This is a genomic window from Candidatus Nomurabacteria bacterium (assembly GCA_023898465.1).
Lineage (GTDB): Bacteria > Patescibacteriota > Patescibacteriia > HK-STAS-PATE-3 > HK-STAS-PATE-3 > HK-STAS-PATE-3.
This window is the reverse complement of the sequence record CP060223.1, coordinates 55,865-81,760: the sequence shown is the minus strand read 5'-3', so window position 1 is coordinate 81,760 and position 25,896 is coordinate 55,865. Positions and strand designations below refer to the sequence as shown.

The following is a 25,896-nucleotide window of genomic DNA, read 5'->3' as shown; positions in this document are numbered from 1 at the left end:
TTGTTCAGTGGTCACTGCTTTCCACTTCAAGGCAATAGAGTAGTCTTCAGTTTCTCGGTTCGAGGCATCGGTAATGATGAGGCCGGTGGGGATGGCAGGAGCAGGGGTCGTGGCAGTGAAAGCGACTGCAGCATAGTTGTCGTAGTTCACATTGTTCGCTTCATCAATAGCGACAAGGTAGAAGACGTTCTCCCTTGTCTCGTGGCATATGCGCCAGGGCCAAGCTCTTGCTGAGCAGTGAAGGGAGGTATTCGTACTGGTGGGGGACATCATTCACACTGTAGAAGTAGCCTTGAATAGTGACTCCAGCATCACTGGGGGATCCCAGGCAAAGGTAAAGGAGTTTCTGGGTATTACTCTCTGGGTCCACACTGAGGTTGGTCGGAGCTGACGGTGCATCAGCAGTGGTAAAGGAGAGGACTGAAGAATAGCCGGTATTACTGTCTTGGTCAGTGTATTTCGTACGATAGTAGTAGGTAGTAGCCGGATCAAGGTCGAGGAGGGTGACGCTGTGACTGGTCACAAAGTCATCTTGGCCCATGACACGATCAAGAGTATCTGAGGACGTGCCAAACTCCACAAAGGAGCTGCCTTCGCGATCAGTCAGCCACTCGACGGTGGCCGACTGGATGTAGGCTTCAACCCCTGGGGAACCAATGAGTTCTGGGGGTTCAGTGAAGCGGCCTTCTGGACGCATGGAGACAATAGAGGAGGTGGCGGATTGGGCTCCGGCATTGTCGGCTGCCTTCACGCGGTAGCAGTAGGTGGTGGTATTGGAAAGATTCGGATCAAAGTAGCCTTCAGCGGTGGTGGTGGCATGCTGGACCCAGGTACCTGAACCATCACTGCAGCCGATAGTGGTTGAGCGGTCAATGACGTAGTGATCAATACCTGAGCCTTCGTTCTCTGGAGCATCCCAGGTGAGGGTGAGGGAATACTTGTTCTGGGCCCGAATGGATGAGTCGGTCAGGGTCACACCAGTTGGAATACCTGGAGCAGTGGTATTGGCAGTGAACTCAACTGCAGCGTAGGAGTCCCATTCCACGTTGCCAGCCGTGTCTTTGGCGACGACATAGAAGATGTTCGTGCCTTGTTGGGTGGCAAAGGCACCAGGACCGACACTGAGGTTGGTCGTTGCGGTCGTGTTACTTGCCGTGGGTAAGGCATTCACCGAGTAGTGGTAGGTGGCAATCGGGTTGGAGTAGGAGGCGGGAAGTAGCCAGGTAAAGGTAAAGGAGTTCGCCGTGTTCTCGGTAGGATCAACCGCAAGTCCCTGGGGTGGTGAAGGGGCATTGGCCGAGTAGTAGTAGGACACCTGAGTGTAGAAGGTGGGAAGGTTGCCAGCGATATCTTTACTTCTCACGTAAAAGATATTGGCTCCTTCTTGGTAGGCAGTAATACCCGTGACTGAGGTGGAGGCGGTACAGGTTTCGACATAGCCGTCTTCTCCGGTCTTGTAGCAGTATTCAGCAATACCAGAGCCACCCGCATCGGAGCCGGTATTCCAGGTGAAGTCAAAGTCATTCACATTGGTAAAGCCAGCCGGATCAGGCAGGATACCAGAGGGATTGGCTGGTGGGGTGGCGTCGTATTTGTAGGTAAAGGCATCGTAGGCTGAGGTGGCCACATTGCCGGCAGCATCTCTCGCTTTGATGCGGAGGTAGTAGGTCGTATTGGTAGTGAGACTCCCAGCCGTGTAGGCAGCGGAAGACACAAAGGTACCAGAGGTAGGTTCACAGGATGAGGTGCCAAAGCAGACCCAGTAGCCGGAGTAGCCTCCGGACATACCAGCATCAGTATCACTGGCGCCACTCCAGGTGAAGTAGGGAGCTGGATGGTTGTACCAATTACCTGAAGTAATGGCTGCTCCTCCATTCGAGGCATAGCCATTCTGGGTGTTGGGATTACTGGGCGGATCAGTTTCTCTGGTGTAGTCGTAGCGGTAGTCAGCGATGGAAGGATTACTACTGCCATCTGAGGAGCTGAGGGTAATTCTGGTTTGGACATAACGATTGAAGATATCGCCTACGAGGGTGACCATCTCTCCTCGGGTGAGCGTTTTGGTACCAGAGGAGGTGTAGGTGGCCAGGGATGTCCATGATGACCAGTTGGTGGAGCCGTCAGCTGAATGGCGGAGTTCAAACTGAACTGAGGTGTTACTGGGAACCGTGATGTTGGTAGTGAAGGCAGTGGAAGAGTCATTACAGCCAGAGGCACAGTCTCCCCATTGGTAGATATACTGGAGATCAAGGTTGTGGGAGGTGTAAGTGCCAGGTGATTGGAGGGCGGATTCTTCACTTCCCCAGGTCGAGATGAGGGTGTCGGTTTCGGAGAGATGCGCTAAGGCTAACCAGTCTGCGCTCCGAGCCGTACTCGACATGCGCACTTCATCAATCTCTCCAATATAAAAAGATGAGTGCCCAGTATCTCCTCGGGCGCCAAATTGTAAGCGTGAAGTGGTTGTCCCCATGACGCCACCCTGGTCCCGGTTGTACACAAGGACACCATTCTTATATAAACGTTGCTTGGACTTATCGTATGTCGTCCCAGACAAATGCCAAACATTATTTGTAACGGAAAAAGCAGTTCCTCCATCCCAAGCCCAGTGCGGCTGCCAGGCGTAGTCGTGGTAAGAACTTCCGGCTGCCGCAGCCTCGTACAAATTCTCTTTATTATAGAGAATTCGTGAACTAGGACTCCCATTTGAAGTTGTTTTAAACCAAATTTCTACAGTCCAATCATTACTTCCTGGATTAAGAACGTTGCCAAAATCAATATAGTCACCGCCGTCGAAAGATTGTGCATAACCAATTTGTCCGTTGACCTGAGTTGGGGCAGCCGTGCTCGCACCCTTTGTACCGGTATAACCATGTCCAGTACTATCGCTGATTGTGGTGCTGGTTGCATTATTCATGTGCCATACACCCTGAAAATTCCCATCATTATCATAGGTGCCCGCCCCATCTTCACCATTCGTTGCCGCATCATTTCCATAGTAAAGATAGATGGAGTCGGTATCAGCATTATCAACCTGAGGCACTTCTACCCAGGCAATCGCATCATCATTGGCATCATCAAATTTCTCAAAATGAAAGTCTAAAGCCGTACCATCGCTATCGCCGAAACGGGTTTCATCTCTTGAGGTCACTTCGCCCCAGTAGTCAGTGTTGGATGCACTGATATGCACCATAATCGGCATATTGGCGACTGGAGCACTTAATGAAGATGCATCAAAGGTCAATTGCTGTCTGAATTGCCAGCCAGACTCTGCTATCCAGTTCGCTCCCCCATCTCCGGAGATCTCAATACTCCCGCTATTCACTGTAACATCGCTCAAAAGGTGCCCATGTTCCAGTCTGCGTCTGAAGTTACTTCAATGTAAGTGGCTTCTGGTGGAGCGGCAATTGCATTAAACTGCAAAAAATGCCGAAACCTAAAGTAATGGCAAGCATTACCGAGATGACTGACTGCAGGCGATATTTTTTTGTCAGCACAAAAAAACCACGCGCAGAGTTGCCTGGTTTTTTTCTTTTCTATGAAGCATGCTACCAGTTAGATAGCTTTGAAGTCTTGTTTTTTTCGTGCTTGAGATATTTGAGCCTTGGCTCTTTTTCTCTTCCCCGAAAAAAATTTTTTGGCTAATCTTCAAGCCAAAATCCTTAATTTCGCAAATTAAAATTATTTTTTGTTGTTATATTGTAAAATTTTTCCTTGATTTAGTCAAATCAGGAAATTCCTAAAACTTCTTCAACTTTCTCTATGCTACAACCCCCCAATATTGGTAAACCAGGCAAAGGTGTCTTCCAGGTTGCCAATGACCAGTTGGAGGAAGGAATCTCTCCGACGGGTGGTAAGCACTCGGTAGGTATCAGAGTCAGTACTATTCCCTGCTTTGTCAACGGCAATAGCCTGAATATTGTAGGTTCTCGCTGGTTCTAGGTCTGAGACGACAAGGAGGTGATCATAGACTAACTCTGGGTTCACATCTGATTCAGAGGAAAGGCTATTTCCTTCACCAAAGCGGACTTGGGAAGAGGTAGGCTCATTGGTGGTCCAGCGGACAATGATCTGCACACGAGAGAGCTCACCTGAGCCAATGGTATTGGACTCTACCTGCACATTACTCACGACTGAGGGGTAGTATCTTCCAGGGTACGGAACTCTTGCTCATCTGAGATGGCTTCGTAGCCAAATTGGTCAGTACCTCGGACTTGAATTGGTAAATGGTGGCATCGTCGAGGCCAAAGAGGAGAGGACGGAGTGTTCCGTGGTCAGGACCGTATTACCTTGGGTCTTGGCTGGAGTCGTTTCGTTGTAATATTCCACTTGGGAGGTGGTGGGGACATTCGTAGTCCATTGCACTTCGGTCTCGCCTTCGGCTTGATTAGCCCAGGTGATGTTCTCGACCCGGGGGAAGGTCAGGGTGGTGAAGGTGTAGTCGTCGGACAAAAGTAAGTTTCCTTCACTATCTGTTCCTCGTAAACGTAAGTGGTAAAGTGTACCATCAGTGAGGTTTTGCAGTCTTACCGTGTGGCTGGTTGTTCTTGAGGCTGTGGCATCACTCACAATGGTTCCGTAATTTGTAGAAATGCCATACTCAAGTTCAGTAGTTAAAGCAACATTCGTATCCCAAGTAAGAAAAGCATCAAATAAACGAATGTCGCTTATCTTTACGTTTGACACCCTCGGTGCCTCCAAGGTAGTAAAGGTAGTGATGCTCGAGAGGGCTACATTGCCATCTTGGTCACGTGAACGAATGCGGTAGTAATAGGTCGTTTCTGGTTGGAGTCCTTCGAGTTGGATGCTATGTTCATCAGTTTCATCAATCGTCCCTTGCTCTTCAGTGAGATCTGAGGTGCTGCCATATTCTACGTGGGAATCAGCATCACGGTCAGTACTCCACTCTACCTTGGCTGAGAAGCTGGAAGGAGTAACGTGGGGGGCTTTGGTAATCTCCGGTGGAGTGGTATATCTCCCCTCAGGGATATCTGAGACGGTGGTCGAAGGAGCTGAAGCAGCGCCGGCGGAGTCTTTGGCTTTCACTTGGTAGTAATACTCCGTCGTATTGTCGAGATCGACATCCAGGTAGCCAGTCGAGGTAATGTTGGCCACGGTGGAGAAGCTGTCTCCATCAGTGGAACGGAGAATCTCGTAGGTCACCGCATCATCTTCCAGGCTACCGGCTTGTTCAGTGGTCACTGCTTTCCACTTCAAGGCAATAGAGTAGTCTTCAGTTTCTCGGTTCGAGGCATCGGTAATGATGAGGCCGGTGGGGATGGCAGGAGCGGGGGTTTCAGCACTAAATGAAATACTTGCGTAATTACTATAATTAATATTATTTGCATCATCGATCGCTACTACATAAAACACATTTTCACCCTGCCGGCTAGCATATGCACCTGGACCTAATTCAGTTTGCGTAGTGAAGGAAGTGTTTGTACTAGTTGGCACGTCATTAATACTGTAGAAATATCCCTGCATCTACTCCTTCATCACTTGGCGCATCCCATGAAAAAGTAAATGAATTGCGTGTGTTGCTTTCTGGGCTCACGGTCAAATTTGTTGGAGCAGAGGGCGTCCGCCGTTGAAAATGACAAAATTGTAGAGTAACCAGTATTGCTATCCTGATCAGTATGCTTGGTTCGATAATAATATGTTGTGGCAGGCTCTAGATCCAATAATTGTACTGTATGCGAGGAAACGAAATCGTCCTGTCCCATAATTCGGTCCAAAGTGTCAGACGCTACTCCGAATTCAACAAATGAATTCGCCTCACGATCTGTTAACCATTCAATAGTCGCCGACTGGATGTAGGCTTCAACCCCTGGGGAACCAATGAGTTCTGGGGGTTCAGTGAAGCGGCCTTCTGGACGCATGGAGACAATAGAGGAGGTGGCGGATTGGGCTCCGGCATTGTCGGCTGCCTTCACGCGGTAGCAGTAGGTGGTGGTATTGGAAAGATTCGGATCAAAGTAGCCTTCAGCGGTGGTGGTGGCATGCTGGACCCAGGTACCTGAACCATCACTGCAGCCGATAGTGGTTGAGCGGTCAATGACGTAGTGATCAATACCTGAGCCTTCGTTCTCTGGAGCATCCCAGGTGAGGGTGAGGGAATACTTGTTCTGGGCCCGAATGGATGAGTCGGTCAGGGTCACACCAGTTGGAATACCTGGAGCAGTGGTATTGGCGGTGAACTCAACTGCAGCGTAGGAGTCCCATTCCACGTTGCCAGCGGTGTCTTTGGCGACGACATAGAAGATGTTCGTGCCTTGTTGGGTGGCAAAGGCACCAGGACCGACACTGAGGTTGGTCGTTGCGGTCGTGTTACTTGCCGTGGGTAAGGCATTCACCGAGTAATGGTAGGTGGCAATCGGGTTGGAGTAGGAGGCGGGAGCAAGCCAGGTAAAGGTAAAGGAGTTCGCCGTGTTCTCGGTCGGATCAACCGCAAGTCCCTGCGGTGGTGAAGGAGCATTGGCCGAGTAGTAGTAGGACACCTGGGTGTAGAAGGTGGGAAGGTTGCCAGCGATATCTTTACTTCTCACGTAAAAGATATTGGCTCCTTCTTGGTAGGCAGTAATACCCGTGACTGAGGTGGAGGCGGTACAGGTTTCGACATAGCCGTCTTCTCCGGTCTTGTAGCAGTATTCAGCAATACCAGAGCCACCCGCATCGGAGCCGGTATTCCAGGTGAAGTCAAAGTCATTCACATTGGTAAAGCCAGCCGGATCAGGCAGGATACCAGAGGGATTGGCTGGTGGGGTGGCGTCGTATTTGTAGGTAAAGGCATCGTAGGCTGAGGTGGCCACATTGCCGGCAGCATCTCTCGCTTTGATGCGGAGGTAGTAGGTCGTATTGGTAGTGAGACTCCCAGCCGTGTAGGCAGCGGAAGACACAAAGGTACCAGAGGTAGGTTCACAGGATGAGGTGCCAAAGCAGACCCAGTAGCCGGAGTAGCCTCCGGACATACCAGCATCAGTATCACTGGCTCCACTCCAGGTGAAGTAGGGAGCAGGATGGTTGTACCAATTACCTGAAGTAATGGCTGCTCCTCCATTCGAGGCATAGCCATTCTGGGTGTTGGGATTACTGGGGGGATCAGTTTCTCTGGTGTAGTCGTAGCGGTAGTCAGCGATGGAAGGATTACTACTGCCATCTGAGGAGCTGAGGGTAATTCTGGTTTGGACATAACGATTGAAGATATCGCCTACGAGGGTGACCATCTCTCCTCGGGTGAGCGTTTTGGTACCAGAGGAGGTGTAGGTGGCCAGGGATGTCCATGATGACCAGTTGGTGGAGCCGTCAGCTGAATGGCGGAGTTCAAACTGAACTGAGGTGTTACTGGGAACCGTGATGTTGGTAGTGAAGGCAGTGGAAGAGTCATTACAGCCAGAGGCACAGTCTCCCCATTGGTAGATATACTGGAGATCAAGGTTGTGGGAGGTGTAAGTGCCAGGTGATTGGAGGGCGGATTCTTCACTTCCCCAGGTCGAGATGAGGGTGTCGGTTTCGGAGAGATAAGCAGCTTTAATCCAATCAGCTGATCGAGCTACATCAGAAGCACGATGTTCATCTAAATATCCATCAAATTCATGTTGCGGCAGGGAGTAAGCACCGCTCTGGTCAGAAATTGCTCCAAGAATAGTGTCCCCTGCATCATCTAAATTTGCACAAGATCCACTTGCAGTTTTTTTCTGAACACCATTCACATAAAGTCGACCAATCGATCCGTCATAGGTGTAAGCGAAGTAATACCAAGTTCCTGTACCATATACAGTAGGATCATCAGCGCTGCCAACTCGACCAGTCGTACATTGCACCCAGGCTCGAAGTGAACCGTCTGAATCGACGGCTAAGGCGTGGCTATCAGCGTCGCCATCCAGGGAAAATTCTAAAATTCTTCCGGACCCAGTACCGGATCCGGTTCGCTTAAACCAACCTTCTAGAGTAATACTATTTCCAAATACGATACTTGACGTTTGATTATGGAGCGCGTCGCCGTTTCCTGTGAAGCCATCTCCTCCATTTACCTTGCCAGTTTCATCTTGGGTTGGTGCATTGCGAGGAGTGAGGTCAACGTTATTACTTGTAGAATCATATGACGTACCACTTGTCTCTGCCATGTGCCAAACGCCAACAAAATTTCCGTCATTATCATAGGTGCCCGCTTCATCTTCACCGTTAGCTGGTGAAGCGTGTCCATAATAGAGATATATGTGATCAGAAGAATCATTAGTTAGCGTTGGCACTTCAACCCAGGCAATGGCATCATCGGCAGTATGATCAAATTTTTCAAAATGAAAATCTAAAACGGCACCATCGCTATCACCGAAGCGTACTTCGTCACGACTTGCCGCTCCTGCCCAAAAATCCGTATTTGTATTATCAATATGCACCATGATGGGAAAATAACTCAGAGATGTCGTGAGCGTAGAAGCATCAAAGGTAATCTTTTGCCGCAATTGCCATCCTGATTCTGCTATCCAGTTTGCTCCCCCATCTCCAGAGATTTCAATACTCCCACTATTCACCGTAACATCGCTCAAGGTGCCCATGTTCCAGTCCGCGTCTGAAGTTACTTCAACGTAGGTGGCTTCTGGTGCGGCTGCCTGGATAAATGACGAGATAGTGAGTAGGAAAAGTGAAAACACCGCAATCGAGATACCTACTTGCTGGCGATATTTTCGACGATAGCTCGTACGTGTTGCTGGATGAGCTGGTCGCTTCTTTGCACCTCTATGCCAATGTTTCATCGTCCGTGCCATCAGAGTCCTCCAATATTAGTAAACCAGGCAAAGGTGTCTTCCAGGTTGCCAATGACCAGTTGGAGGAAGGAATCTCTCCGACGGGTGGTAAGCACTCGGTAGGTATCAGAGTCAGTACTATTCCCTGCTTTGTCGACGGCAATAGCTTGAATATTGTAGGTTCTCGCTGGTTCTAGGTCTGAGACGACAAGGAGGTGATCATAGACTAACTCTGGGTTCACATCTGATTCAGAGGAAAGGTTATTTCCTTCACCAAAGCGGACTTGAGAAGAGGTAGGCTCATTGGTGGTCCAGCGGACAATGATCTGCACACGAGAGAGCTCACCTGAGCCAATGGTATTGGACTCTACCTGCACATTACTCACGACTGGAGGGGTAGTATCTTCCAGGGTACGGAACTCTTGCTCATCTGAGATGGCTTCGTAGCCAAATTGGTCAGTGCCTCGGACTTGGAATTGGTAAATGGTGGCATCGTCGAGGCCAAAGAGGAGGACGGAGTGTTCCGTGGTCAGGACCGTATTACCTTGGGTCTTGGCTGGAGTAGTTTCGTTGTAATATTCCACTTGGGAGGTGGTGGGGACATTCGTAGTCCATTGCACTTCGGTCTCGCCTTCGGCTTGATTAGCCCAGGTGATGTTCTCGACCCGGGGGAAAGTCAGGGTGGTGAAGGTGTAGTCGTCGGAACTAACTTGCGTCCCTTCTGCATCAACGCCACGGAAACGAAGATGGTAGAGCGTGTCATCTTGCAAATTCTCTAACTTATATAAATGAGATGTGGTAGTTGATCCTGTTGCATCGCTCACCGTTGTACCATAGTTCGTGGTGGTGCCATACTCAAGTGAAGTTGTGGTCGCTTTATTTGTTTCCCAGCTAATGAGAGCATCAAATAAACGTACGTCGCTGATGCCTACATTTGAAACACGTGGAGCAGCCTGGGTGGTAAATGTAGCAACACTTGAATGTGAAATGTTTCCATCCACATCAACACTTTTTACTCTATATGAATACGTAGTTTCAGGCTGCAAACCCTCAATGGTTACCTCGTGGTCAGCGATAAGGTTTGAAGTACCCTGCTCTTCTGTTAATGAGGCGGGGTTAGTGCCAAATTGAACAAAGGAGGTAGTTGGCCGTCCAGTACTCCACTCTACCTTGGCTGAGAAGCTGGAAGGAGTAACGTGGGGGGCTTTGGTAATCTCCGGTGGAGTGGTATATCTCCCCTCAGGGATATCTGAGACGGTGGTCGAAGGAGCTGAAGCAGCGCCGGCGGAGTCTTTGGCTTTCACTTGGTAGTAATACTCCGTCGTATTGTCGAGATCGACGTCCAGGTAGCCAGTCGAGGTAATGTTGGCCACGGTGGAGAAGCTGTCTCCATCAGTGGAACGGAGAATCTCGTAGGTCACCGCGTCATCTTCCAGGCTACCGGCTTGTTCAGTGGTCACTGCTTTCCACTTCAAGGCAATAGAGTAGTCTTCAGTTTCTCGGTTCGAGGCATCGGTAATGATGAGGCCGGTGGGGATGGCAGGAGCGGGGGTCGTGGCAGTGAAAGCGACTGCAGCATAGTTGTCGTAGTTCACATTGTTCCTTCATCAATAGCGACAAGGTAGAAGACGTTCTCCCTTGTCTCGTGGCATATGCGCCAGGGCCAAGCTCTTGCTGAGCAGTGAAGGAGGTATTCGTACTGGTGGGGACATCATTCACACTGTAGAAGTAGCCTTGAATAGTGACTCCAGCATCACTGGGGGGATCCCAGGCAAAGGTAAAGGAGTTTCGGGTATTACTCTCTGGGTCCACACTGAGGTTGGTCGGAGCTGACGGTGCATCAGCAGTGGTAAAGGAGAGGACTGAAGAATAGCCGGTATTACTGTCTTGGTCAGTGTATTTCGTACGATAGTAGTAGGTAGTAGCCGGATCAAGGTCGAGGAGGGTGACACTGTGACTGGTCACAAAGTCGTCTTGGCCCATGACACGATCAAGAGTATCTGAGGACGTGCCAAACTCCACAAAGGAGCTGCCTTCGCGATCAGTCAGCCACTCGACGGTCGCCGACTGGATGTAGGCTTCAACCCCTGGGGAGCCAATGAGTTCTGGAGGTTCAGTGAAGCGGCCTTCTGGACGCATGGAGACAATAGAGGAGGTGGCGGATTGGGCTCCGGCATTGTCGGCTGCCTTCACGCGGTAGCAGTAGGTCGTGGTATTGGAAAGATTCGGATCAAAGTAGCCTTCAGCGGTGGTGGTGGCATGCTGGACCCAGGTACCTGAACCATCACTGCAGCCGATAGTGGTTGAGCGGTCAATGACGTAGTGATCAATACCTGAGCCTTCGTTCTCTGGAGCATCCCAGGTGAGGGTGAGGGAATACTTGTTCTGGGCCCGAATGGATGAGTCTGTCAGGGTCACACCAGTTGGAATACCTGGAGCAGTGGTATTGGCGGTGAACTCAACTGCAGCGTAGGAGTCCCATTCCACGTTGCCAGCGGTGTCTTTGGCGACGACATAGAAGATGTTCGTGCCTTGTTGGGTGGCAAAGGCACCAGGACCGACACTGAGGTTGGTCGTTGCGGTCGTGTTACTTGCCGTGGGTAAGGCATTTACCGAGTAATGGTAGGTGGCAATCGGATTGGAGTAGGAGGCGGGAAGTAGCCAGGTAAAGGTAAAGGAGTTGGCCGTGTTCTCTGTGGGGTCCACCTCGAGTCCTTGCGGTGGTGAAGGCGCATTGGCAGAGTAGTAGTAAGAGACCTGGGTGTAGAAGGTGGGGAGGTTGCCAGCGATATCTTTACTTCTCACGTAAAAGATATTGGCTCCTTCTTGGTAGGCAGTAATACCCGTGACTGAGGTGGAGGCGGTACAGGTTTCGACATAGCCATCTTCTCCGGTCTTGTAGCAGTATTCAGCAATACCAGAGCCACCCGCATCGGAGCCGGTATTCCAGGTGAAGTCAAAGTCATTCACATTGGTAAAGCCAGCCGGATCAGGCAGGATACCAGAGGGATTGGCTGGTGGGGTGGCGTCGTATTTGTAGGTAAAGGCATCGTAGGCTGAGGTGGCCACATTGCCGGCAGCATCTCTCGCTTTGATGCGGAGGTAGTAGGTCGTATTGGTAGTGAGACTCCCAGCCGTGTAGGCAGCGGAAGACACAAAGGTACCAGAGGTAGGTTCACAGGATGAGGTGCCAAAGCAGACCCAGTAGCCGGAGTAGCCTCCGGACATACCAGCATCAGTGTCACTGGCGCCACTCCAGGTGAAGTAGGGAGCTGGATGGTTGTACCAATTACCTGAAGTAATGGCTGCTCCTCCATTCGAGGCATAGCCATTCTGCGTGTTGGGATTACTGGGCGGATCAGTTTCTCTGGTGTAGTCGTAGCGGTAGTCAGCGATGGAAGGATTACTACTCCCATCTGAGGAGGTCAGCGTAATCCGAGTTTGGACATAACGATTGAAGATATCACCAATGAGACCCACTAGGTCTCCTCGGGTGAGCGTTTTGGTACCAGAGGTAGTGTAGGTAGCCAGGGATGTCCATGATGACCAGTTGGTGGAGCCGTCAGCTGAATGGCGGAGTTCAAACTGGACTGAGGTGTTACTGGGAACCGTGATGTTGGTAGTGAAGGCAGTGGAAGAGTCATTACAGCCAGAGGCACAGTCTCCCCATTGGTAGATATACTGGAGATCAAGGTTGTGGGAGGTGTAGGTCCCAGGTGATTGGAGGGCGGATTCTTCGGTGCCAAAGACAAGACTTGGCTCGCTTGCCATCCATTTACGTACCCGCACATTATCAATCAAATAATCACCTGCGTAATGCATCCAGGCTGGATGAAGAGAAGCCTCAGTTGAATAGGTGCTTGTATAATCGGTTGTCCATGATCCCCCATTGTTTGTACTCTTTTCATAGTAAGCTCCGCCAGCACTTCGCATGCGAACCCGCAGATTATACGTTACATCTTTGTCCCATACTCCAGCATTTCCCCGACTATTCCCATCTTCATACACATTCCCTGTACAGTTCGTTGTACAAAAACCCGACCCACTATTGTAGTAGCCATACACGAGATTTGTGTAACTTACCGCTCCGCCATCATCTTTCCAGCCAAACATGAAGGCGTCATATGGATTATAATCGCTAATCCAAGTTTGATCCCACTCAAAACTCCAATCCGCCCGCGTAAAAGAAGTGACGCCATACACACTTGCATTCCATGCTCCACTACCAGACCCGTAAAGGAAACGGAGCGATCCGGCTGATTCATCAATTTTTGAGCTGGGATCAACTTCTACCCATTTACCCGTGTCTATACTTGCATCATTGAAATCATCAAAGAGAGGAAAAGTCGCCGCTCCGTCCGATGTACTCGAAGCGCCAGAATTATTGTAATACATGTAGATCACCGTATCGCCCGATCCAGCCAAAGAATCCACCTCCACCCAAACAACGGCTGAGGTAGAATCAACTTTAGATTGCAGCCAAAAGTCCAGCTCAGTGCCATCAGCTTTTGCAAAACGTAAATCATCAAAATCCGCCTGCATTTTGGCATCATAGGTAACATCAACTCTTACTTGATAGTTTGTCTGCGCTGAACCGGTATTGGTAATTGTGACCGGCTGCCTATTTTGCCATCCACTCAACCAGCCAGCTCCCCCGTCTCCAGAAATTTCAATGCTGCCACTATTCACAGTGACATCTTCAAGCGTGCCCATATTCCATTCAGCATCGGAGCTTACCGTCGTAAAAGCAGTTTCAGGTGGCGCCGCTACAACAAACATTTGAAAACCAAAAGCCAAGAGCAAAACAATTGCCAGACTAATAGAGACAAGCTGTTGAGCCCGGTAACGTCGCGTCTGTCTAAAAAGCTGCAATAAAACAGCCCCAGGCTTTAAGCTGTGGGGTTGCTCCAGTTTAGTCTGACGACGTCGATTTTTCTGAAAAAAATTACTGAAAAGGCTGAATCTTCCTGACTTTCTCTTTTTTCTAGCCTTCCAGTCCTGTTTTTTCTTTCCTTGGCTAATCTTCAAGCCAAATCCCCCTTTTTCTTTCAGTAAAGAAAAGTTAAACTACCGTTTTATTTTGATATATTTTCATCATTTCGTCAACAACAAAACACTCTGAGTTTTTTCAAACCCAAAAAGGATTTTTACCCTATCTTATCTCGCTAACCCGGAGTCAAATTACCGAGCCAGGCAAAGGTGTCTTCGAGGTTGGCGATGATAAGCTGGAGGAAGGAATCACGTGATCGTGACGTCAACACAGTGTACACATCAGACTCTGAACCGTTTCCGGCCTTATCAACTGCCACAGCTTTTACGACGTAAGTACGCGCCGGATCAAGATCTTGAATAACCATCAAATGATCATACACAAGCTCACCATTTACATCAGTCTCTTGGGTGGTACCTGCTGATCCCTGTCCATAGAGCACTTGAGTAGAGGTGGGTTCATTTGTCCGGAAGCTAACAATGATCTGTACACGAGAAGCCTCACCAGAACCAATGGTGTTTGATTCTACTTTTACGTTGGAAATAATTGGCGGCGTGGTATCTTCCAAGGTACGGAAATTATTTTCATCCGACTCTACCTTATTACCAAACTGATCTTCGCCGAGAATTGTATAGTTGTATACTGTAGCGTCCTCGAGACCAAAGAGGAGGATAGCGTGATCAGTCACCAGGGCAGTGTTACCTTGTGTTTTTGGCGGACTTGTTTCGTTATAGTACTCAACGAGAGAAGTAGTTGGCACATTGGTAGTCCAACGAACTTCAGTCTCTCCCTCTGCTTTGTTTTCAGTTTCAAAGCTGAGGATGCGCGGGAAGGTCAGCGTAGTAAATACATAGTTGTCAGATTGGACGGCATTTCCACTACGATCAGTACCGGTTAACTGGACATTATATGTCGTGCCGTCGGCCAAGCCTTGTAGCTGCAAAGTATGTGTGAAGGCAAATGAGCCACTAGTGTCATTCACTGTAAATCCATAATTAGTCGTAGTGCCATATTGTAAGGCAGTGGTTGTTTCCTTGTTGGTGGTCCAAGTAATAGTAGCGTCAAAGAGACGTATGTTACTAATCTTTGCATCAAGCACTCGCGGAGCCTCTAGGGTAGTAAAGCTACCCACGCTGGAATAGCCCACGTTTTCATCAATATCGATCGACTTCACGCGATAGTAGTATGTTGTAGTAGGCTTCAAGCCAGTAACAATCACACTATGATCTGAAATAAGATCAGAGGTGCCTTGCTCATCACCTAAATCTGCTGTGAGACCAAACTCTATGAATGAGGATGTTGGACGTTCAGTGTCCCATTCTACCTTGGCGCTAAAGGAATCAGCCGTGACTGTTGGGCCCTGAGTAATATCCGGCGGTGTTGTGTAGCGACCAGTTGGAACGACATCCACCGCCTCAGCCTGGTCTGAAGTTGCACCAGCCGAATCAGCTGCCGTGACAGTATACTCATATGTTTTTCCACCCTCTAGTCCTGCATCAAGATAAGCGGTTGAACTGACGCTAGCAATTTTACTAAAGTCATCCTCCCCTTCAGCTTTACGATACACCTCGTAAGAAATTTCCTCGTCTACTTCCTCACTCGAAACGAGACCTCCTGTACTGGTTGGAATGCCCGGCTCGGACCAGGTCAGCGTAGCGAGATAATTTTCAGTATCACGGTTTGATGAGTCTTCGATAAAGAGATTAAGCGGAGGTTCAGGCGGTGTCGTATGTGCTTCAAATTCTACCGTAGCGTAGTTATCGAAATCGACGTTGGCTGAAGTGTCAGATGCCACAACGTAGAAAGTATTTTTATCCTGCTGAGTAGCTGCTCGGAACGGACCCACGCTGGTGTTCGCAGTAAACTTGGCATTCGTTTCATTTGGCAAAGTATTCACTGAGTAGAAATACCCACCAATCTCAATACCTTCGTCGCTTGGTGCATCCCATGAGAAAGTGAATCGATTTGCTGTGTTTGTGGTCGGATCTACTGTTACGTTTGTTGGGGCAGATGGGGCGCCCAAGGTAGTGAATTCAAAGTCTGATGACTCACCACGATTTCCATCGACATCAATCCAGAACGCCCGCGCATGATAGGTGGTATCAGCAGCTAAGCCGGTTATAGTCACGCTGTGCGCATTCACCAATTCAGATGAACCGGTTTCGTTACCATAGGCGGTAGTTTCTCCATATTCAACAAAGGAAGAAGCAGGGTGAGGAATAACAACACCACCGGTACCTACATCATCAGCGGTCAACCACTCCATCTCAGCGGTAGTTACCTTTGGCACCGCTGATACTTGTCCAATAATGAGTGGAGGATTCACAAACTTACCCTCTGGCTTAATGCTTACTACAGCAGAATTACCAGACGGCGCATTACCTGGCCCAATTGCCCGGACAAAGTAACGATAAGTAATGGTCGTATCTAGCTCAACATCGAGATAACCGCGTGTAGTAGTATTTGCGATATTGGTGTAATAGGTTGGCGGATCTTCGCTTGATGAAGGATTATCACAGTCAGTACTATTTTCGTCACAACGATAAATTTTGTATAACTCAACGCCGTCCCCTACATCGCTTGGCGTGCTCCAAGTTAAGGTAGTTGAAAATTCTTCGCTAGCCCGATCAGATGAGTCAGTTGCTTGCAAGCTGGCTGGAGGTCCAGGGGCAGTAGAAGTGAAAGTATAGTTCACTTCTGCGTAATTCGCGTAATCAATATTATTAATCGCATCAGCTGCTACCAAGTAGAGCGTGTTTACATCCTGCTGAGTCGCAGCTGAGAAGGCCGGCAAGAGTCGATTAGATGTCTGAGTCGACGTGGTCCATCCTCCGTCCGGACTTGGCGTAGCGTTGCCATCCAAATTTGTGCCACAGTTTGCCTGACTCGGCAACTCGTTAATCGTATAACAGTAACGAATAATGTCAGCAGCCTGACATGGTGTCCGGCCAAGACAAGTATTTGGTAAGCTCCATGAGAATGAGAAGGCATTTGTATTCTCAGCCGTTGTTGGAGTGGCTACAAGCGTAAGCGGCTCCGTCGGCGCATCACCAGCATAGAAGTAGGTTGTTGTTGCGTAGTTAGAATAGTTCCCCGCATTGTCCTTGGCACGAACATAGAAGGTATTGCCACGAGTTTGATATGCCAGAATGTCAGTCACCGTTGTTATGCTAGAATCGATACAAGTATCAGTTGAGCCTACGTCCCCGGTCTTCCAACAATATTGAGTCACACCTGAGTGTGTGTCGGAGGAAGCAGTCCAAGAGAAGTCAAAATTATTCACCGAGGTATATCCTGCTGGATCGGCTGAGACACCACTTGGATCAGTTGGAACCTGTGTATCAATTTTGTAAGTAAAGATAGATGCAGCCGATGCGGTTACATTTGTATTAAAGTCCTGTGTTTTTACTTTGAGGTAGTAAGTACCAGAGCTCAAGGATCCTGATGCCTGCGTAGATGCATCCCAGGATACTGTTCCGCTACTTGCGTTATAGAAGTTAGTACCACTCTTATAGGCCAAGTTCGTTGCATCATCGGCATCGTCGACAGGATCAAGAGCGCTGTTTGTACCAAAGTAGACATAAGCGCCCTGTACGCCTATACCGCCGGTATTATCTGTGGAGCTCCATTCAAAATACGGAGTTGTTTCAGCGGTCCAAGTATTGTCCGTGATTCCAGTTGTCTTGCCTGAATCAGTATACGCACTAGCTGCGCTTGGATTATTTGGTGCAGTTCCATCACTATACGAAGACCAACTAAGGCTATGTACGCTGGAGGTATAGAGTTGATCAGACACAAAGCGAATGCGAACCTGACCATACTGCGCAACACTGGAAGCAACGGTATATGAGGTGACGCTCCCAAGGCTTTGCGTGCTGGTCGCTTCTGCCCAATCACTCCAATGTGCATCGTTTTCATCACCAGCACATCCAGCATCCGAGCACGTACGAGTTTCCAAACTTACAGATGTATTCGCCGGATTCGTCACATCTAAACTCAGTCCAGCATATCCATAAGCGCCGGTGCCAAAGTCAAGAATTTGGGATGTCCATGAGCCATTCCCCTCAAAGCCAGTCGTGCTTGTGGCAACAACATAGCGCTGTAGAGCAGAGGTGCTTTCACCACGGAAACCGAGAATGACGTTATTTGAAGTCATGGCCAATTCGCCGTATTCAAAGTACTGCAATACCGATCGAGTGGACCAACTATCACCAGCAATGTTATAGACATACATGTCTGTCGTATTATTGCCACGTGGGATGAGGATATTACCCTGCCCATCTAAGACACATGCATCGCCGTAATAGAAATTGCCCGGGGCCGAGGTTAGGGTGCCAGCAGCGTCCCAAGTTTCGGTCGAAATGTTGAAGCGATAAATGTTAGCAGTGTTTTGTCCTCGTACTAAGTAAATATATCCGTCACCGCCATTTACCTGACAACCACCTTGATATACAGCCCCTGGAACTGTTGAAGCAACTGTGTCCCAGGTATTTGTAGAAATCGTATACTTATAATAGGTCGTGGTGTTTTGTCCACGAGGCGAATAGAGGGTATCAACTCCATCCCAAACAAGATCAGCACCAAGTCCTGGCTCAGCTGGTAGATCAGCTAGACGAGTCCACAGATCTGTCGTGCGGCTATATCGGAAGAAATAGCCAACACTGTCACCGAGACTTTCGGCGCCATTCATTAAATATACACCATCGTATTGATTGCTGGCATGATCTATCACAGAAGCATCAGCACCCTGGTAGACACGCATTGGCACATCAGCTAACTCTTCCCATTCATCTGTATCGATATGGAAAGCCCACCAATCAGTGTAATTTTGTCCGCGCGAAACATATAACTGATCAATATTACTATCATAGGCTACTGCGCCATAATAGAATCCAGTGTTTGAAATATCCTGCGGCAAGCTTGGCGTTTTCCATCGATCCTCTGACACATCATAGGCAAAGAGGGAGTAGTCGCTATAGCCCCGCAGAAGATACATGGTATCTGTGGAAGGAACGTAGGTTAAACCATTGGTACTACCTTGATAGTGGTTGGTGGGAATTTCATCGAGATAAGACCACGAGTCGTTGGCAATATCATACTTCAAGAAATCATTTGCGAGATAACCACGCACGAGATACAGGGCGCCATTTAAGTAGTATGATGATGCGCCATACTGCGTCCAAATAGGCGCGTTCGTAAGATAAATCCAAGAATTTTCACTTATATTATATTGATACAAGTCAGAATCTGAGTTTCCCCGAGTAGCAAAGAGACATCCGGTTGGATCAGCGCAATAATCACCAGGCGCAACATATACAAGGGTCGATCCATAATAAAGCGTTTGATCGGTTGAAGTAAGGCTAGTCCAGGAATTACCTGAAATAGAGTAACGATAAAGGTCGCTTGAGTTGTTTCCACGGGTCACATAGAGATAATTTCCCTGACCCCAGGCTATCGAGCTCCCATAGTTCACTACTCCGGGTACATCTGTGAGAGGTGACCATGTAGCCGCGGCAATATTGTAACGCTGAAAAGTTTGCGAGGTAGCACCGCGTGTCACAAATAAACATCCGGTAGCGTCAGCACACTGAGCGCCACTAGGGATGTACACCATGCTCGATCCATTATATACATTGACTCCATAGTTCGTGAGCTGGGTGTAGGTTTTTTGAGAAATAGAATACGCGTAGATTTCTTGTGAGTTAGTGCCACGAACAAAATACAGCGTATCGTTTCCGTCATAGGCTAAGCTAGCACCATGACTAACGTTATTAGGAGTTGGCGCTTCGTTTGTCCATACGCCATCAGTAATGGAGCTTAAGGTAAGATCAACGCCACTATTAGCCGCAGTATTCACATTTGTGCCACTTGTTCCGCTTGTCTCAAAGTCACCTTGGGTTGTCCAAGTTGTTGCTGAAGCCGGTGAGATACCGGAGTATACATAGGTAAAAGCAGTTTGCGGCGTTGAGACATTACCCGCCCCGTCTTTTGTTGCGATGCGGAGATAATAATTCGGACCAGGCGCGCTCGTTTGTAAACTGGTATTTACTTCAAAGGACTCGCTTGTCTGGAAATAGTCTTCATCCGCACTTGGATCAAGCGTCGCGTTTGTCGTCCAGGCAACATAGTAGCCGACTACACCAGACTCGGCATCACTAGCACCCGAGAATTCAAAGTAAGGATTGGTATGGTAATAGGAAGATCCAGAATTTAGGGTTGCGGTTTTGCCACTGTTGGAATACCCGGTGATTGTCGGGTTTGTCGGATCAACTGAATCTTTTTCATAGGTGATGCTGAAGCTGGAGAGCGTTGGAGTATTGGTGTCGTCAGAGTTAAAAGTTATCTTGATCTGAATATACCGATTGGTAGGAGATTGAATGCTTGTGCCTCCGGTAATCGTCTGCCAAGCTGACCAATTTACTTTATCGTCGGAAGTACGAGACTCGTAGGTAAAAGAAGTTGAGCCTGGTGTAGTTGCTGAGTCACCAAAACTCGTAAACGATGAAACATAGGTGAGGTCGATAATTGGTGAAACCCAATTTGCACTCGGGATATACGCATCTGTTTCTGTATTGAAGCGATAGATAGATGATGTGCCGAAACCTCGGAGTAAATAGAGAATATCATTCGCATCATCATGAGCAGCGGCATGGGAGTTTACAAAACGGCCTGGCAAATCAGTGATACGATTCCAAGTCTGATCAGTAATATCGTAGCGCCAAAAGTCTTTTTCATAGCGTCCGGCAATTGCATAAATACTATCCACACCATCGTATTCCAGTGTTCCGGTATAGTAGGATGAGGTAGGCAATCCAGGTAACTCAGTCCAACCGACGCCCGGCTCAAAACGGAAAAAGCTCCCGCGTAAGTTACCGGCCATCACGTAAATATAAGTTCCATCATTCGTTGCCGCTGCACCGAGGTTTGCCTGAGCAACCGGGATATTTGTTTCTGTCGTCCATGAACCATTGTAGTGATAAAAACTCGGCTGGTTATTTCCCCGCAAAAGATAAAAGTTATTATCGCCTAAACATGTGATCGCCCCACCATTTCCAATCGCGCCTGGTGAGGTTAGTGAAGAAAAGCTATTACCGCTAATACTGTAATTATAGACAGAAGTAGTATTTGCGCCTCGAGCAATAAAAATATTGTTGTTACCGTCGTAGCATAATGAGCCGCCATAATAGACGCTGGCAGTGATGTTCGTAAGTGAATTCCAGGTTTTTGCTCCAATATCATAGCGCCAAAAAGTGTTACTATTTGATCCACGTGCTAAGAAAAGACAACCATCGGCATCAGCACAATCCGCACCGTTTGGCACATAGGCCATGAGTTCATCTTCTGGATTATTAACATTAGTACTGGAGGCGGCTGGACTTACAATTGAATTCCATTCACCTGCAGTGACATCGTAACGAACAAACTCACTCAGGTTACTTCCTAGAGTTCCATACACGTAGCCTTGTAAATACACAAGCGCCCCGCCGTAATATACTGCGCGAGGTGCGTCCGGCGTATCCAAGGTGTCGGCATCCCAGGTTTCATTTGCAATATCATATTTTACAAATTCATCATCGTTTCCTCCGGTAAAGGCGTACATCATACCATTCACATCATCAAAGGCCATCGAGCTTCCATAATGTATTCCGCGTATTGCTGAAGGAATATCGGCAAATCCAGTTACCCATTGATTCAACTGGATATCAAATCGTAAAAATTGCCGATTATTGTTCCCACGAAAAGCATAAATACAACCAGCCTCACAATTTACTGGATCGGGCCCTCCGTAGGACACATCAGAAAATTCTAAGGTGTGGCTATTGGTAGTATAGATTTGATAGGGAGCCGGAATACTCGGCAGGGTATCACTCCAAGTGTCGTTGGAAATGTTATATGACCAGAAAAAGTCGGTGCTTTGTCCTTTAACCGCGTAGAGCTTACCATTGCGACCACTGATGATATCTGACCCAAGCCCCCAGTTTGATGGCGCATCTGCCAAGCGTGTCCAAAGATCTGTAGCAATATCGTAACTGAAAAGCACGGCGGAATAATCAGCGCTTGGATCACCCTCTTGTCCATTGATGGCGTATATCTTTCCATCGTAGTAAGTCAGCGCACTTCCATAGTAGAAAGAAGTTGGCGCATCGGCTAATGACTTCCAGGTGTTAGTGTCTGGGTTGTAACGGAAGAAGCCTGGCTGCCGACCTCCCACGATCATGTATACGTAATATCCATCAGTCACTAAATCGGCACCATAATTCGTGCCCTCTGGAACGATGGTAGGATTTCCCCGCTCGTTTGCTGGATATCCCGGAGTACCAGCATCCCAAGACCCAACACTTCCACTAGCTATAGAAATATCACCAGCTGACGTTTTCGTATCGAGTTGGTGAAGCCAATACTCACCTGATTCCCATTCAGATTGGCTGCTAAATGTGTAGATTTCCGATACAGCAAAAGATGAACGGGCATACCAATACCAAATGCCACCCAGGGCTGCGAGCGCCACAAAAGCGCCAATAAGCGCTGGACGAGGGCTTAGGCGAACAGAACGTGTAATAAACTGTCGAAAACCTAGGGTTTTTTTCTTTGCTCGACGACGCAAAAATACGCCACCACTCCCAAGAGTTTTCCCCCTTGTTTTTCTAAATTGGCGTTTTTCCCCTATTCTGACTTTTCTTTGTTTCAATCGTTCCACGGCACAAGCTTGGAAATACCGAGGTTTTTCACAATTACGAACATGAATTTACCTAAATTATTTTAACACATTTTTTTCTTTTTTGCAAGAACGTAATAATAAATAAAAAAACCCTAAATTCTCAAGGTTTTTTCTAAATCAAGCAATTACAAATCGTTGCCGTTGCTATCGTAGACATGCACTGTGGAAAGACCACGCGCCAAGCTTGCGGCAATATCGGCAACACCATCACCGTCGTAATCACCTACCCCAATGTGTACACCATTGCGGAGGCGCGAAGCAAATCCATAGAACTGTCCTTCAACAGATCCATTACCATCAAAGATACGAATGTGAGGCGCTGCGCCATTCTCAGTGCCAGTCACAATTTCATCCCGACCATCACCATCGGTATCGCCAGCTTCAATAGTGATTCCAGTTCTCAGATTTGCACCGTAGGCAAAGAATTGACCGAGGAGTTGACCCTGCGCATTAAAACGGCGAACATGTGGACCGCCATTGGTCAACGGTGCGACAATAATTTCTTTTGTACCGTCCCCGTCAGTGTCGCCGAGAGCTAAGTCGAGACCTAAGCGAAAATGTGCCGGGTAGGCAAAGAATTGAGAAACTAATTGGCCATTTGGAGTAAAGACGCGGACGTGTGGACCACCGCGTGCTTGCGGACTCACTACAATTTCCGGATTACCGTCACCAGTCACATCACCACAGGCTACTGTCACACCGATCCGGAAAGCCTGCGGGTAGGCAAAGAATTGGTTAATTAATGAACCGTCGGCTCGCAAGATACGTACATGCGGCGCCTTCGCTCCATCCGTACCCGTCACGATGTCGTCCTTACCATCACCATCAATGTCGCAAGAGGCAACACTCACTCCCCCGCGATAACTCGGCGCATAGGCAAAGAGCTGACCGACCACAGAGCCATCTTTGGTAAAGTAACGAACATGTGGTCCACCGAGAGATGCCGGGGCGGTAATTATTTCATCACGACCGTCATTATTCACATCGCCGGAACTCAGATTTACTCCTCCTGGGAAGTTTGGCGCATAGGCATAGAAGCCACCTTGCTCCAAAATGGGGAAGAAGCGCTCCGGCACATTTCCATTCGCATCAGAGAGACCAAAGCCATTGGTAAGGATATCAACCTGGCCATCAAGATTTGTCACTGAGACATCGTAGTGTCCCGGCTCCATCAAACCGATCGGGATAACTACGGTAAGCTGCGAATCACTCTTTACATAGGTAGTAGTGCGAAAATCACCAAACTTTGTTTCGGCGCCATGCAGGAAGTTCGCGCCCAAAACATCGAGATAGGCTACGGCTGACGCATCTGTTTGATCTTTTATCGGACTTGGTCGCACACCTTGTACAACTGGTTGTGGATCAGAGTAAGGCGGCGAACCGGCAATACTAATACGTCGAATTAAATCATTACGATTATCAGCAGCAAAAAGCGTATGTGAAGGAATATCAACAGCAAATCCAGCGATATTATTGAATTTTGCATCAGTCCGTGTGCTATCGTGATAGCCACGATTTCCGCTACCAGCTACCAATTTAGTTAACATGTCACTCACTTCTACTAAGCGAAGTCGAAGCGATCCTGCTTCGGAGAAATAAAGGCGATTATCACTGCCCCACTTCACATACAGCGGATAAGAAAGGACAGCATTTGCACCAATGCCATCACGATAACCTTGTCGACCGGCCGTACCAACGATCGTGGTGACCATAGCATCGGACAAGCGAATCTTACGCAAAGTATGCGCATCGCGATCTGCTACATAGAGATTTTCACCTGCGGTATCGATAGTAATGCCAGCCGGATACATAAATGACGCGGCAGCACCTGAGCCATCACTTGAAGTATTTGCACCTGAGCCAGCAACAAGAGAGGTGGCGCCAGTCGAAATAACCACTTTACGAATACGACGATTTGCTACATCAGTGATATATAAGGTGGTATCGTCAGGCGAAATAGCAATACCAAAAGGATTATCAAAACGAGCACTTTCTCCACTTCCCTCTGCATAACCATTGCCTGAGCCACTCGTATTGTACTCTCCTCCTCCAGCAATTAAAGACGTAGTGCCCGTGGCAACGTCGACTGCGCGAATGCGATTATTCCAGTGATCAACCACATAGAGCGTATCTCCATCACTATTGATTGCCATGGCAGTAATAGTGCTGAAGCGAGCTGCGGATCCGCTTTGTCCCTCGCCTACGTAATCATCAATCGAGTTACCCGCTACTAATCGAACCTGACTGGTTTCGAGGTTAATTTCACGAATCTTATTATTCTCAGCTACATACATTTTTGTCCGAGCCGCGTTCATAACCACATCATTTGGTCGACCAAAAAGCGCTTCAGTGATTGACCCGTTACGATAACCAAAGCGATCAATTCCGGCGATGCGCGCATAGTGTTCGCCGTTTGAAGCAGTAAAGGATTGGATGGTGCTATTTCCGGTGCTGGCGCCGTAGATTTTCCCGTTTCGAATCCGGATGCCAAAAGGAGTGCTAAATACTTGCAAACGAGGATCATCAGCCACCAAGCTTGTCTGTCTCGTGCCAATGTGGATTTTGCGAATGCGATTATCATGCCCTGATCCATCGCCCACATATATATAGGTGCCGTCAAAGGCAATTCCTGCGAGATTAGAAAACTTTGCCGCACTTCCCACACCCTCTCGATACCCTTCTGAGCTTCCAGCAATCAATGAGGTTAATCCGGTGCTGGTATTCACTGAAACTACTCGATTATTTCCCGAGTCAGTGACATAGACTAAGCTCCCATCAGTATTTACTACTAACTTACGTGGATGAGAAACATCAGAACTAAGAATATCAACTCGTCCGTTACCAAGATTGAGTTTTTTTACTGCGTTATTCCCAGTATCGGCAATGTAGAGATAGCTACCATATACTGTGATACCTTCGGGAGCGTTCAAATTGTCTGATAACACAGTGGAGATGCCACGATAACGATCAATCTTGCGAATCATGTTGTTATCCGTGTCCGCCACGTAGATATTCCCTGAGCTATCAATGGCAAGTCCTTTTGGCGAAGCAAATTGAGCAGCATTCCCAGGCGCATTGTAAAAACCATAATGGCCAGATCCGGCGTAGGTGCTGATCACGCCGTTCGTGTCTATTTTTCGAATAACAAAATTCTCTGTATCAGCAACGTAAAGGTTGCCATCAGCATCAAAATTAATATCTTCCGGAAAATCTAACCATGCATTAGCTGCTTGTCCGCCATCTCCTGCATACACTTTGCTGGTAAAACTCGTCACATCACCATATGCAGCAAACACGGTATGCGAAAATAGCGCTCCAGTAAGCACGAGAAGCGCTCCGATGAGGATGCGTGAAGCTAAATGAAATCGCATGGTAGGTGCAGTATAGCAAAAAATGGCCTGAATTTCAAGGTAATAACAACTAGCCAAGGCATCCCAGCCTTGGTG

At 48.2% G+C, this 25,896-nt stretch carries 8 protein-coding genes; all 8 read right to left on the bottom strand.

All coding sequences use genetic code 11. The annotated features are described in order from the left end of the window. Positions 1 to 163: 163 nt before the first annotated feature. The 8 genes from H6760_00345 to H6760_00310 all read right to left on the bottom strand — a co-directional run bounded on the left by H6760_00345 (position 164) and on the right by H6760_00310 (position 25,821). Positions 164 to 3,322, bottom strand: coding sequence for a DUF2341 domain-containing protein (locus tag H6760_00345; GenBank protein ID USN53611.1), 3,159 nt, complete (start codon positions 3,320 to 3,322; stop codon positions 164 to 166). A 440-nt stretch (positions 3,323 to 3,762) separates the two neighbouring features. Next, positions 3,763 to 4,128 (bottom strand): fibronectin type III domain-containing protein, encoded by a 366-nt coding sequence (locus H6760_00340; protein USN53610.1) that lies wholly within the window; start codon positions 4,126 to 4,128, stop codon positions 3,763 to 3,765. Between the two features lie 69 nt (positions 4,129 to 4,197). Beyond that, positions 4,198 to 5,481 carry a fibronectin type III domain-containing protein gene (locus tag H6760_00335; protein USN53609.1) on the bottom strand — a complete coding sequence of 428 codons (1,284 nt, stop codon included), beginning with the start codon at positions 5,479 to 5,481 and terminating at the stop codon, positions 4,198 to 4,200. A gap of 11 nt (positions 5,482 to 5,492) precedes the next feature. Beyond that, positions 5,493 to 8,750, bottom strand: a complete 3,258-nt coding sequence (locus tag H6760_00330) for a DUF2341 domain-containing protein (GenBank protein USN53608.1) — start codon at positions 8,748 to 8,750, stop codon at positions 5,493 to 5,495. Between the two features lie 11 nt (positions 8,751 to 8,761). Next, the gene (locus H6760_00325; GenBank protein ID USN53607.1) at positions 8,762 to 10,336 is read right to left on the bottom strand and encodes a fibronectin type III domain-containing protein; all 1,575 of its coding nucleotides are present in this window, start codon (positions 10,334 to 10,336) and stop codon (positions 8,762 to 8,764) included. After that, positions 10,233 to 13,769 carry a DUF2341 domain-containing protein gene (locus tag H6760_00320; GenBank protein USN53606.1) on the bottom strand — a complete coding sequence of 1,179 codons (3,537 nt, stop codon included), beginning with the start codon at positions 13,767 to 13,769 and terminating at the stop codon, positions 10,233 to 10,235. Before H6760_00320 ends, H6760_00325 begins: the two co-directional genes overlap by 104 nt. Before the next feature lie 137 nt (positions 13,770 to 13,906). Beyond that, positions 13,907 to 22,336 (bottom strand): fibronectin type III domain-containing protein, encoded by an 8,430-nt coding sequence (locus tag H6760_00315; protein ID USN53605.1) that lies wholly within the window; start codon positions 22,334 to 22,336, stop codon positions 13,907 to 13,909. A 239-nt stretch (positions 22,337 to 22,575) separates the two neighbouring features. After that, positions 22,576 to 25,821: a VCBS repeat-containing protein gene (locus H6760_00310; GenBank protein ID USN53604.1), complete on the bottom strand. Its 3,246-nt coding sequence runs from the start codon at positions 25,819 to 25,821 to the stop codon at positions 22,576 to 22,578. Positions 25,822 to 25,896: the final 75 nt, after the last annotated feature.